The 12,528-nt window shown below is 31.7% G+C and carries 12 protein-coding genes; 2 read left to right on the top strand and 10 right to left on the bottom strand.

Annotated elements, in window-relative coordinates:
* Window positions 1–15: 15 nt before the first annotated feature.
* The 6 genes from ACUN3A_RS17280 to ACUN3A_RS17255 all read right to left on the bottom strand — a co-directional run bounded on the left by ACUN3A_RS17280 (window position 16) and on the right by ACUN3A_RS17255 (window position 5,587).
* Window positions 16–630 (bottom strand): phosphatase PAP2 family protein, encoded by a 615-nt coding sequence (locus ACUN3A_RS17280; protein ID WP_445552530.1) that lies wholly within the window; start codon window positions 628–630, stop codon window positions 16–18.
* Between the two features lie 21 nt (window positions 631–651).
* Entirely contained in the window at window positions 652–1,134 is a 483-nt protein-coding gene (locus ACUN3A_RS17275; RefSeq protein WP_445552529.1) for an ABC transporter ATPase, read from the bottom strand.
* Window positions 1,135–1,201: 67 nt separating this feature from the next.
* Entirely contained in the window at window positions 1,202–1,993 is a 792-nt protein-coding gene (locus ACUN3A_RS17270) for a (Fe-S)-binding protein (protein ID WP_445552528.1), read from the bottom strand.
* Between the two features lie 86 nt (window positions 1,994–2,079).
* Window positions 2,080–3,414 (bottom strand): 4Fe-4S dicluster domain-containing protein, encoded by a 1,335-nt coding sequence (locus ACUN3A_RS17265; RefSeq protein ID WP_445552527.1) that lies wholly within the window; start codon window positions 3,412–3,414, stop codon window positions 2,080–2,082.
* Between the two features lie 4 nt (window positions 3,415–3,418).
* Entirely contained in the window at window positions 3,419–4,378 is a 960-nt protein-coding gene (locus ACUN3A_RS17260; protein ID WP_445552526.1) for an MlaD family protein, read from the bottom strand.
* Between the two features lie 51 nt (window positions 4,379–4,429).
* A complete protein-coding gene (locus tag ACUN3A_RS17255) occupies window positions 4,430–5,587 on the bottom strand; it encodes an N-acetylmuramoyl-L-alanine amidase family protein (RefSeq protein ID WP_445552525.1) in 1,158 nt (385 codons plus the stop codon).
* 128 nt (window positions 5,588–5,715) lie between these two features.
* Between ACUN3A_RS17255 and ACUN3A_RS17250 the strand changes: the two genes are divergently transcribed.
* Both ACUN3A_RS17250 and ACUN3A_RS17245 read left to right on the top strand, forming a co-directional pair.
* The gene (locus ACUN3A_RS17250; RefSeq protein WP_445552524.1) at window positions 5,716–8,388 is read left to right on the top strand and encodes a putative LPS assembly protein LptD; all 2,673 of its coding nucleotides are present in this window, start codon (window positions 5,716–5,718) and stop codon (window positions 8,386–8,388) included.
* 98 nt (window positions 8,389–8,486) lie between these two features.
* Window positions 8,487–8,867 carry a RidA family protein gene (locus ACUN3A_RS17245; protein WP_445552523.1) on the top strand — a complete coding sequence of 127 codons (381 nt, stop codon included), beginning with the start codon at window positions 8,487–8,489 and terminating at the stop codon, window positions 8,865–8,867.
* Here ACUN3A_RS17245 and ACUN3A_RS17240 read toward each other — a convergent pair.
* From ACUN3A_RS17240 to pfkA, 4 genes are all read right to left on the bottom strand, one after another.
* Complete coding sequence (locus ACUN3A_RS17240; RefSeq protein ID WP_445552522.1) at window positions 8,848–9,222, bottom strand: methylglyoxal synthase; 375 nt, start codon at window positions 9,220–9,222, stop codon at window positions 8,848–8,850. The two genes, ACUN3A_RS17245 and ACUN3A_RS17240, sit on opposite strands and share 20 nt — an antisense overlap.
* 9 nt (window positions 9,223–9,231) lie before the next feature.
* A complete protein-coding gene (locus ACUN3A_RS17235; RefSeq protein ID WP_445552521.1) occupies window positions 9,232–10,086 on the bottom strand; it encodes an N-acetylglucosamine kinase in 855 nt (284 codons plus the stop codon).
* 120 nt (window positions 10,087–10,206) lie between these two features.
* Window positions 10,207–11,211 carry a type I glyceraldehyde-3-phosphate dehydrogenase gene (gap, locus tag ACUN3A_RS17230; protein ID WP_445552520.1) on the bottom strand — a complete coding sequence of 335 codons (1,005 nt, stop codon included), beginning with the start codon at window positions 11,209–11,211 and terminating at the stop codon, window positions 10,207–10,209.
* A 56-nt stretch (window positions 11,212–11,267) separates the two neighbouring features.
* Window positions 11,268–12,254, bottom strand: a complete 987-nt coding sequence (pfkA, locus tag ACUN3A_RS17225; protein WP_445552519.1) for a 6-phosphofructokinase — start codon at window positions 12,252–12,254, stop codon at window positions 11,268–11,270.
* Window positions 12,255–12,528: the final 274 nt, after the last annotated feature.

Below are 12,528 nucleotides of genomic sequence, written 5' to 3'. Positions count from 1 at the left end.
CAAATTAAATATCAATTATTCCCAAAGCTTTTTTTGATGCGTAGCTCTTTTTTTATTGATCCATTTATTCAGCTTGTAACACAAAAAAGCGGATCCACTACCCACAATGGCGCCTGCTAAAACATCTGTAGGATAATGTACTCCAAGATACATTCTAGAGTACCCAACTGCACCTGCCCATATAAAAGACGGAGCGATTACATACCATTTGGGATATGCCATACTCAATGTGGTTGCTGTTGAAAAAGCCACTGAAGTATGAGCGGAAGGGAAAGAATAGCTAGATTCTTCAGTAACATTCTCTATTTCAGGATACGTTTCATAAGGTCTGTCTCTTTTGGTAATGCTTTTTAGAGCCAAAGAAATAAATACCGAAGCCGCTAAAGATTCACCAATGAAAATTGCTTTTTTCTTTGTGGTACTGTCCTTTTCAATTAATCCAATAGCATAAATAATTATGGGAGTACCAACACTTACAGGCATAGCACTATTCGTTATCCCTTTCATAAAAGGCTCAAAATCTGTATTTCTATTGAGATTGATTTTTTTTAAAAGATCAATATCCGAATTTTGGGCATTTGAAATTGAAAAACAAAATAAGAATGCAAAAAGATAAATAATTTTAAACATAGGAATTTTATATAATTTGAATTAAAAAAAACGACTATGCCAACTATCTATAGCAGGAACTTCCCAAGATTCATTGAACTCCTCAATATTATTAACCAAATTATTAAAAACGATTGTATTTTCTGTTACCGCTTTGTCTTTTACCATTTTCTTGAAATCAATCAATGGTTTATGCGCGATATGTTCACCCAATTTAAAGGTTACATTCATTTTGTCTAATAAATCAACATTGTATTTTTTTTCCAAACTTTGGATAAATTCTACTGAAGAATCAATAGAACAACCTGTTGCAGCTTGAACATCTTGGTTTACCGCTAAAATAATAAAACGATTGTATTTCAATAAATAAGACGATTCAAGACTAGTTCCATGTGCAGCCCATTCGGTAAGGAATGATTGCAAATCAGTTTCAATTTCAGAAAACTCCGCATCCGAAAATTTTCTATTTGATTGATAAATCCAAATTCTAGATTCTCCGGGTAAATTTTCAAAAGGAACGTACATGGTATTATGATTTTAGATTGCAGATTTTAGACTGCAGATTTTTGATTTTATATTTTAAAAAAAAATGCTACAAATCTTGAGCATTAGCTATCAATTCAGCAATATCCATTACTTTCACATCAGCTTCTCTTTCTTTATGTTTAACACCATCAGTCAACATGGTATTACAAAAAGGACAACCTGCTGCAATAATATCTGGTTTTGTTTCTAAAGCATCTTCTGTTCTTTCTATGTTGATTTCTTTGTTTCCTGGTTCAGCGTCTTTAAACATTTGAGCTCCTCCTGCTCCACAACATAGACCATTTGCTTTAGAACGCTTCATTTCGGTCAATTCAACATCCAGTTTTTGAATTAAATCTCTAGGAGCTTCATAGACATTATTAGCTCTGCCTAAATAACAAGGATCATGAAAAGCAATTCGTTTCCCTTTAAATTGTCCGCCTTCAATCGTTAAACGACCTTCATCCAATAATGATTTTAGAAATTCTGTATGATGTACCACTTCATAATGGCCACCTAATTCTGGATATTCATTTTTCAAAGTATTAAAACAATGTGGACAAGCGGTTACAATTTTCTTAGCCTCATAAGCATTAAGCACTTCGATATTCATCATTGCCTGCATTTGGAACAAAAACTCATTACCCGCTCTTTTTGCAGGATCTCCAGTACAACTTTCTTCGGCACCTAAAACAGCAAAAGATACATTAGAACGATTTAATATTCGAACAAATGCTTTAGTGATTTTTTTAGCTCTATCGTCAAAACTTCCTGCGCAACCCACCCAAAATAAAACTTCTGGTTGTTTTCCTTGGGCTAGCATTTCTGCCATTGTTGGCACTATTAAATTTTCTGACATTTCTTTTTGTTTAATCTGATTAATGTTGAATCGTTTATTTGTCAATTGTTTAATCTATAAAACTTTTAAACGATTAAACGATTCAACTATATTTCGTTTTTCCAATTCAAACGATCTTGTTGACTATATTGCCAAGGCGCTCCATTGTTTTCAATATTAGTCATCATCGAATTTATAGGCATTGGAGCAGCACTTTGTTCCATAACAAGATAACGTCTCATTTCCATAATAATAGAAAGCGGACTGATATTTACCGGACATTCCTCTACACATGCATTACATGAAGTACAAGCCCACAACTCTTCTGGAGTAATATAATCGTTTAATAAAGATTTATTATCTGGTATAAAAACACCATTATTAGCATCAATATTTCGACCTACTTCTTCTACTCTATCTCTTGTATCCATCATAATTTTACGAGGAGACAATTTTTTACCAGTTTGATTGGCTGGACATGAAGAAGTACAACGACCACATTCTGTACACGTGTAAGCATTTAGTAATTGAACCCAATTTAAATCTTGAATATCACTAGCCCCAAACTTACTTGGTACTTCATTTTCAGAAACTGGTGCTGCCGCAAATGGGTCTGCATTTGGATCCATCATTAATTTTACTTCAGCAGTTACAGAAGCTAAATTGTCAAATTGTCCTTGCGGATTTAAATTAGCAAAATAGGTATTTGGAAAAGCTAACAAAATGTGAAGGTGTTTTGAAAAATATAAATAATTCATAAAAACCAATATGCCAACAATATGTAACCACCAAAAACCTTCATTAAGCAACATCACCAATTCATTAGACATTCCATTAAAAACTGGAGCAATAAATTGACTTATTGGAAAAGAACCTGCTTTTATAAAATGAGAAAAACCTCCAGGTACATTTTGCAAATGCAAATCAGAAGCATTCATCAATAAAAACAAAGACATCAACGTAATCTCAAAATACAAAATATAATTAGCATCGCCTTTTGGCCAGCCTTTTAAATCAGAATGTATAAATCTTTTCAACTTAATGACATTTCTTCTTATCAAAAATATAGAAACAGCAACTAAAACTAAAAATGCCAATATTTCAAAAGAACCAATTAAAACATCATAAACAACTCCAATTGGAGCAAAAATTCTATGCGTTCCGAACAAGCCGTCAATGATGATTTCTAATAATTCAATATTAATAATAACGAAACCAACATACACTATAATATGCAATATTCCAGCTACGGGACGTTTTACCATTTTTGATTGTCCAAGAGCAATCATGGCCATATTTTTCCATCTTGCTTTTGCATTGTCTTTACGATCAACGGCAATACCAAGATTAATATTTCTAATGATTTTTTTGACATTCAAATAAAAATATCCGAATCCAATAATCAGTACAATGGCAAATAAAATACTACTGAGATAAGTCATAAAACTAGTTTTTAGCTTTTGTTATAGTATCAGTTGGTGCAACGTATGGTTTGTTCTTTTTACCAAAAACAGAAACATTTACATATCGAGTTGGATTCAATCTCACATCTTGTAAAAGCAATTCTAGCTCTTTTGAAGTTTTTTCTAAATTCGCATATAAAGCATCATCTTTCATCAATTTACCCATTGTACCTTGACCAGATTCTATTCCTTTCATTATGCCATCAACTTTGTATAATGTTGCATTTAAATTTTTAACGGCAAGACCCAAATTTGCTTTATTCAAAGAATCAGAAATTTTAACAAAATTATCAGAGACTTTATTAAAATTAGTAACTACTCCTTTCAATTGACCTTTATTCTCTTCTAAAATTACATTAGCATTCGAAGCTACTTTGTGAAATTGCTCCATAGTAGCACTAAGTTCTGCTAAACTCCTTTTTAAATCTGCTTTTCCTTTCGCATCCAAAACCTCATTAAAACTTACAACTAATTGATCAGCACTGCTCATTAATTTTTCAACTTTAGCCAAAGCTGGTGCAGCTTTATCTCCTAATGAATCTACCAAACTCACTTCGATAGTCCCTTTTAAATAATCACCACTTTCGGCAATATTTTTATCTGAATAATTAGGGTTAATCGCTAATTGTTTACCTCCTATAAGACTTGCGTCATAAATTGATGCTGTACTTGTTTTAGAAATCGGAAAATCAGTATCTATTTGCAATTTAACCAACAGTTTACCATTTTCAGTTAGTGTTATCGTTTTTACTTTACCAATAACTAATCCATTAATAGTTACAGGAGCAGATGGAGCAAGTCCTTCAACATTTTCATATTCTACGTAAAAAAATCTATATGTATTAAAAAGATCATTCCCTTTTAAGTAATTGTATCCCCAAATGAATAATAAAATTGATGTAATAACTAAAATAGCTGTTTTTATTTCTCTTGTAATTTTCAAAATTTTCGTTTTTTTAATGGGTAAAATTAATATAAAATATTGGAACTAAAATTATTTGATAGCCTCCTGAATGCTTATTTTTTTTCCGTTTTTAAATGCAATCAAAAAAGCCGAATCATATCCTTTCGATTTTACTTCCTTTAATTGGCTTTTTGCTTCTTCATAATCAGCAGTATCACCGTATAAATATTTATAAATATTATCTTCATAGACAACCGATACATTTTTTAATCCTTTGAAATTTCTTGGTTCCAAAGCCAACTTTTTCTTACTAGCCGAAAGTTGAATTTTATATATCGACCCTAAAGTATCTTTTTTAATAATGGTTTTATTCTCCTCAGTAACTACAGGAGTTTTGACTGGGCTTTCAGAAGTTTTTACTGGATTTTCTTTCAATATTTGTGATGGTTTTTCTCCAAAGGTTTCTGCTCCACCATCTCCAAAATATTCATTTTTATAGCTTATGATAGCATTAGCAATTGCTTTGGCAATATCATTTTGACCTTGTTCCGAATTTAGTGTTTCACCTTCAACAGCATTAGATACAAATCCGGTCTCAATTAAAACTCTCGGCATATAGGCTTTATGCAAAACCATATAAGGAGCTTGTTTTACACCACCTTGACGCAATTTTTTTCCTAATAAAGCAAAAGCTTCTTCCACTTTACTTGCCAATGAAATACTGTTTTCCAGATATTCCTCTTGCATCAAAGTCATACCGATCATTGTCTCTGGAGAATTCGGATCAAAACCTTCATATTTTTGTTTGTAATCTTTTTCTAAAGTAATAACGGCATTTTCCTTTTTAGCCGCTTCTAAATTTGAAGCCACTTTAGTCATCCCCATCACATAAGTTTCGGTACCATCGGCAGCTAAATTTTTATTTGCATTACAATGAATAGAAACAAAAATGTGTGAATCAGCTCTATTGGCTATATTAGCACGTTCAACCAAGTCAATAAAAACGTCTGTTTTTCGAGTATAAATGACATCAATTTTAGGATAAGTTTCCAAAATCTTACCAACTTTTAATACAATTGCTAAAGCAATATTTTTTTCGATTCTTCCACTATAAACAGCTCCAAAATCATGGGCTCCATGACCCGCATCTAATGTAATTTTAAAATTATTGGATTGTGCAGATGTATCAACCATTAACATCACTATTAAAAACGTGAACGCGATTTTTATTTTTTTCGAGATATTCATCTAATAGTTAATTTAATTACAAGAGTTCTGTTTTAAATTTATGTTTTGATTATTTTTGCCGAAAAAATATAGTAATTTTGGCTCAAAAATATTCGAGTCTTCATTTTACAAAAATAGTATTAAAACCTTTGCATACAAACTTATTTAATATCGTTTTACTATCAATTTTCCTAACTTTAGGTACTTCTAATTTATATTCACAAGATATAAAAAAGAAACAGACATCTATTCCTGCTAATAAACAAGAAGTTACAAAACCTACAGAAGAAACTAAAGATAAAAATCCTACCGCTGAAACAACGACTGATACTGTCAAATTAGATACCGTTAAGGTTAAAAAAGTTTTTCTAAACGGACAGGTAAAATACAGAGCCGAAAAATACGCAAAAATAGAGCAAAAGAAAAAGCTCATTACTTTATACGACAAAGCCGAATTATATTACCAGGATGTTGAATTAAAATCGGGTATTATTGTTATGGATTATGAAAAAAACGAGGTTTATGCTGGACGAATTAAAGATTCTCTTGGCAATTACACTCAATTTCCTAATTTCAAACAAGGTTCCAATGAAATACAGCCAGATTCAATTCGTTTCAATTTCAAAACAAAAAAAGCATTAATTTGGAATTCCAGAACAACTCAAGGGGAATTTAATGTAAAAGCGGCTATTACTAAAAAAGAAAATGATTCTGTATATTTCCTTAAAGGAGCTAGATTTACAACCGCGAAGGATGTTGACAATCCTGAATATTATTTTCAAACCAATAAAATAAAATTTATTCCTGGCAAAAAAATTGTTACAGGATCAACTTATATGGTAATTGCGGGTGTCCCAACTCCTTTGTATTTACCTTTTGCTTATTTTCCATTATCAAAAGAAACTAGTGTTTCTGGAGTTATTCTACCTTCTTATAACGATTCAAATACCAAAGGTTTCTCACTACAGAATGGAGGATATTATTTTGCGATAAGTGACCATTATAATTTAACCCTTACTGGAGATTATTACACTAATGGAAGTTATGCTTTAGCAGCCCAATCATCTTATGCAAACAGGTATCATTATCAAGGAAATCTTAATGTTCGATTTGAAAATAATATAGTAAGCGAAAGAGGATATCCTGATTATTCTAAAACAAGAATTTACAATATCCAATGGTCGCATTCACAAGACTCAAAAGCAAATCCAAATTCAACATTATCTGCTTCTGTGAATTTAGGTAGTAGTGAATACTTCAAACAAACGATCAACCAAGTCAACGTAGGATCCTCATTAAACAACACATTAAGCTCTTCTATTTCCTATAGTACAGTATTTCATACCGTTCCTGAAAGCCGAATATCACTTACAGCTACGCATTCTCAAAACACAAATACGAAGGAAATCAACATGACCCTTCCTACATTGCAGTTCAGTTTGGATCGAATTTATCCATTTGCAAAAAATGATGCTGCAAAAAAAGGATTTATCAAAAACATCAATTTGCAATATAACTTGAATGGTAAAAACAGCTTTGTAACGACTGACTCTTTATTTTTCAAACCAGAAATGTTTCAAAATGCTGATATTGGATTCCAACATTCTATTCCTTTAAGTACAAACTTTAAGGTTTTTAAATATTTTAGTGTGTCTACATCGGTAAATTATGACGAAGTTTGGTATTTCAAAACCATCGAAAAACATTATGACAATCAACTAGCAACTGTAGTTACAACAGATGTAAAGGGTTTTGATGCTTTTAGAACGTATTCTTCTTCAACAAGTATTGGAACAACAATTTATGGAACTTTCAATTTTGGAAATGATAAAAAAATAAAATCAATCAGGCACGTTATGAGGCCAGCAATTTCTCATAGCTACACCCCAAGTTTTGAGAAGTACTACGATACTTATGCGACAGATGGTAGTGGTGGAATGCAAAAGGATTATACACGGTTTGAAGGCGGTATATATGGTTCACCAGGACTAAATAGCTCAAACTCTTTTGGATTTAACCTTAGCAATACATTTGAAGCAAAGGTTACTGATAAGGATACTACCAAGACTGAGCCTAAAAAAATAATGCTGCTAAATAACTTGAATTTATCAACCAGTTATGATGCAAATGCAAAAGAACTTGCTTGGGCTCCAGTAAGAGTAAGTGGAGGAACACAATTCTTCGATAACACATTGAATGCAAATTTTGGAGCTACATTAGATCCTTATGCGATAGATAATTCAGGAAATAGAATCAATGTTTACAATATCAATAACGGCGGTAGTCTTTTTAGAATGACAAGCGCTAATTTAACAATGAACTATTCCCTTACCAGAAGAGGTGAGAAAAAAGATAAAACTAATTCACAAGCCGCAAGAAATGGAGGTCGAGAAGATGATTTATTTGGATCAGATATCGATACCGGAAGCTATCGAAAGAATAGCCAATTCAATGAAGATGATAAAAGTGAAGATGCCATTAGTGAATTCTTTAGATCAAAATTACCTTGGGACATGACATTTGCCTATTCTTTGACTTATGGAAATAACAATAGAGAGAAAAAAATAACCGGAAATTCTATAATGATCTCAGCTAATACTGATTTAACTCCAAAATGGAAAGCTGGTATTTCTACCGGATATGACTTTGTTCAAAATGGAGTTACCTTTACTCAATTGCGTTTTGAAAGAGATTTAATGAGTTGGAGAATGGATTTTAACTGGACTCCATTTGGCACTAATGCTAGTTGGAATTTCTACATCGGAATAAAATCAGGCGTTCTTAGTGATATCAAATGGGAAAAAAGAAATCAAAACTTCTAGTTAACTCTTTTTTAAACTTGAGTAAATGATAATAAAATTTTGATTTTTAAATATCAATTAAACTTTTCAGGTAACTATAAAACATAAATTTTTACATTATGAAAACAATAATTTATACGGATAAAGCTCCAGCACCCATTGGTCCATACAATCAAGCTGTATTAAGCGGAAACACTTTATATACATCTGGACAAATTGCACTAAATCCTGCAACAATGGAATTAGTAGTAGACAACATCGAATCGGAAACTAAACAAGTCATGGAAAACTTAAAAGCTGTTCTTGAAGCTGCAGGAATGACTTTTGAAAACGTAGTAAAGACTACCATCTTTATAATGAACATGAATGATTTTGGAAGTATAAATACTGTTTACGGATCATATTTTAATGAAAAAACCGCTCCAGCTCGTGAAACGGTTCAAGTGGCATGTTTGCCAAAAAATGTAAATGTAGAAATATCTATGATTGCAGTGCTATAGCATTAATCAATAATTGTGCTGTAGCTTCATTTGTTGCTAACGGCACATTATGAACATCACAAACACGAATAAGCATATTAACATCTGATTCATGAGGGTGACTTGAAAGTGGATCTTTGAAAAACAAAACCATTTTTGTTTTACCCTCAGCAACTCTGCCTGCAATTTGAGCATCGCCCCCTAGTGGTCCAGAAAGCATTCTTCTAGTTTTAAAACCTTCTGCTTCTGCCCTACCTCCAGTAGTTCCAGTTGCTATAAATTCTATTTTTTCTTGTTGTAATAATTGGCGGTTTTTAATTAAAAATTTTACAAGATCATCTTTTTTACCGTCATGAGCAATAATTGCTATCTCCATAATTTATTATTATTGTTTATTTGCTATGTGGTAAGCAATTAAACCATCGATTGGTCTTCTTAGCACATTACCTAATTGCAATTCGTATTTATCAAAAATTTCAGCTAATTCTTCTTTTAAATAAAAAGCAATAGAACCTACAAAATGCACAGGTACTTCTTTACAATTCTCAAATTGCTGAATATAATTTTTAACAAACGATTTCATCGCTTTGAAGATTATCTTACGACAAAATTCATGCTCTTTATGCTGAATTAAAAATTTAGCAAAAGTGGCAAGATATGCATTTGGATTTGCTTCTTTGTATAATTTATTTTTAATAAAATCTGGTTCAACATTATACTCTTTTTCAAACAGTACTGCTAATTCTTTTGGCATTTTATTAAAATAGTATTTCCTAATTAACTGTTTTCCAAAAACATTACCACTACAATCATCCATTACAATGTAGCCTAATGAATGTACTTTTTGTTCTAAAACTTTACCATCAAAATAACTACAGTTTGAACCTGTACCAAGTATACAAACAATTGCTTTTTCATCTTTTGGAGTAGTCGCAAAAACAGCAGCATAAGTATCTTCTTCAACAACAACTATTGCATTAGAAAAATAATCTTTAAAAATTTCAGAAAGCATACTTTTCATCCTATCTGTTCCACAACCTGCGCCATAAAAAAACAAGTGAGTAGCTGTTTTTTTACCTTGTTTTAAGTCAAAACGATCATCTATGCGGGCTACAATTTCATCAGCATTCAGAATTTCTGGATTTAAACCTAATGTTTGCGTGGTAAAAAGAACTTTTCCATCATCATCTATCGCAATCCAATCTGCTTTGGTAGAACCACTATCAACTATTAATTTCATATTTATTGGTTTATTGGTTTAACTCTTATTGCCTTATTAAATACTTTTAAAATACTTAACAAAACTAAATAAGAAGATCCCATTAACTGAAATTAATGGGATCTTCTAAAATTATAAATATTATTTTAAACTAGAGATATGAACAGCTAAATCAATTAATTTACTTGAATATCCATATTCATTATCATACCAAGATACTAATTTAAAGAAAGTTGAATTCAAACCAATTCCTGCAGTAGCATCAATGATTGAAGTTCTTTTATCAGAAATAAAATCTTGAGAAACAACAGCATCTTCAGTATATCCTAAGATACCTTTCATAGTAGTTTCAGAAGCTAATTTTAAAGCTGCCATAATTTCTTCGTATGAAGTTTCTTTAGCCACTTTTACAGTTAAATCTACTGTAGAAACGTCAGCAGTAGGAACACGGAAAGCCATACCTGTTAATTTACCATTCAATTCTGGGATAACTTTTCCAACCGCTTTTGCAGCACCTGTAGAAGATGGGATGATATTGATGCTTGCAGCACGTCCACCTCTCCAGTCTTTTCTAGAAGGACCGTCAGCAGTCATTTGAGTTGAAGTTGTAGCGTGAACAGTTGTCATCAAAGCTTCAACAATTCCAAAATTATCATTAATAACTTTAGCTAAAGGAGCTAAACAGTTTGTAGTACAAGAAGCATTAGAAACAACTAAATCAGAAGCTTTTGCAGTTTCGTGGTTTACTCCCATTACAAACATTGGAGCATCAGCAGAAGGAGCAGAAATAATTACTTTTTTAGCACCACCTTTGATGTGCTCATTTGCAGTTTCAATAGTTGTGAAGATACCAGTACACTCAGCAACTACATCAACATCAACTTCATTCCATTTTAAGTCAGCTGGATTTCTTTCAGCAGTGATACGGATGTTTCTTCCGTTTACAAAAAGTTTTCCTTCTTTTACTTCAACATCACCATCAAAACGACCATGAACTGAATCATATTTTAACAAATAAGCTAAATGATCAACATCTAATAAATCGTTGATTGCAACTACTTCTATATTATCTCTGTTGAAAGATTCTCTAAAAACAATTCTTCCAATTCTACCAAATCCGTTTATTCCTAATTTTACTTTTGACATTGTATTTAATTTAAATTATAATTTATTTTATTTTTAATTTTTCTTTCTTTTTTATTTTAAATAGACATTATATCTGAAACGCGAAGTAATTCTCTATCAATTTCAGTATGTCCTTTGATTGCTAGTTCTAAAGGGGTAAGTACAATTTTATCTGCCAATAAACCTACCATATAGTTAGATTCACCTTCCAATAATGATTCAACAGCTTTGACACCTAAACGACTAGCCAAAACTCTATCAAAACAAGATGGTGCCCCACCACGTTGCATGTGTCCTAATACTGAAACACGTACATCATATTCAGGCAAATTTGAATCAACATAATCTTTTAGTTCAAAAACAGTTTTACCAATTTTATCACCTTCGGCAATAACTACTATACTTGATGATTTTCCAGTTGCTTTACTTTTTCTCAAAGAATCTAATAAACGTTCCAATCCTAAATCTTCTTCTGGAATAAGAATTTCTTCGGCACCTGCACCAATTCCAGCGTTTAATGCTATATGACCAGCATCACGCCCCATAACTTCAATAAGGAATAATCTATTATGCGAACTTGCTGTATCACGAATTTTATCAATTACGTCAACAACTGTATTTAGAGCGGTATCATAACCCAAAGTATGGCTTGTACCAAATATATCATTATCGATAGTTCCAGGAATTCCCATTACTGGAAAATCATATTCGGCATTAAACGTTAAAGCTCCTGTAAAAGAACCATCACCTCCAATTACGACTAAAGCATCAATACCAGCTTTTACAAGATTTTTATGTGCTTTTGCACGACCTTCCGGAGTTTTAAAATCCATTGATCTTGCAGATTTTAAAATAGTCCCTCCTTTATTAACAATATTATTTACACTTCTAGGACCCATTTCTTTAAAATCCCCTTCAATCATTCCTTGATACCCTCTATAAATACCAACGCATTCTAAGTTATGAAAAGCACATGTTCTGACAACAGAACGGATTGCGGCATTCATTCCCGGGGAGTCTCCTCCTGAAGTAAGAACACCTATCTTTTTTATTGTTTTTGACATTTTTTTAAGTATTAAAGTGTAAAATTAGCATATATCTGAGATATTTTTGGTGTGTTTTTTAATATTTTAATAAAACATTTCAAATTCAAACGTTTTCGTTGATAAGTTTTTAGATTCAAAAACTCGTGTTTTATTTACATTTTTTTAATCTATTTTTTTAGTTGTAGGATTAATTTTCCAAGGAAATATTTTTATCACAAACAACAAACATTTCGCCATTTTATATAACTTATATCTGCAAACTTTAAAATATTAAAACCAAAATATAAACCAC

The sequence above is a fragment of the Flavobacterium sp. WC2509 genome, from assembly GCF_052683105.1.
Note: the sequence above shows the minus strand (reverse complement) of the source record. Positions and strands in the feature narration are given on the sequence as shown.

Coding starts and splice junctions, on each gene's coding strand:
- ACUN3A_RS17280 (WP_445552530.1), bottom strand. CDS start 630: ATGTTTAAAATTATTTATCTTTTTGCATTCTTATTTTGTTTTTCAATT.
- ACUN3A_RS17275 (WP_445552529.1), bottom strand. CDS start 1,134: ATGTACGTTCCTTTTGAAAATTTACCCGGAGAATCTAGAATTTGGATT.
- ACUN3A_RS17270 (WP_445552528.1), bottom strand. CDS start 1,993: ATGTCAGAAAATTTAATAGTGCCAACAATGGCAGAAATGCTAGCCCAA.
- ACUN3A_RS17265 (WP_445552527.1), bottom strand. CDS start 3,414: ATGACTTATCTCAGTAGTATTTTATTTGCCATTGTACTGATTATTGGA.
- ACUN3A_RS17255 (WP_445552525.1), bottom strand. CDS start 5,587: ATGAATATCTCGAAAAAAATAAAAATCGCGTTCACGTTTTTAATAGTG.
- ACUN3A_RS17245 (WP_445552523.1), top strand. CDS start 8,487: ATGAAAACAATAATTTATACGGATAAAGCTCCAGCACCCATTGGTCCA.
- ACUN3A_RS17240 (WP_445552522.1), bottom strand. CDS start 9,222: ATGGAGATAGCAATTATTGCTCATGACGGTAAAAAAGATGATCTTGTA.
- ACUN3A_RS17235 (WP_445552521.1), bottom strand. CDS start 10,086: ATGAAATTAATAGTTGATAGTGGTTCTACCAAAGCAGATTGGATTGCG.
- gap (WP_445552520.1), bottom strand. CDS start 11,211: ATGTCAAAAGTAAAATTAGGAATAAACGGATTTGGTAGAATTGGAAGA.
- pfkA (WP_445552519.1), bottom strand. CDS start 12,254: ATGTCAAAAACAATAAAAAAGATAGGTGTTCTTACTTCAGGAGGAGAC.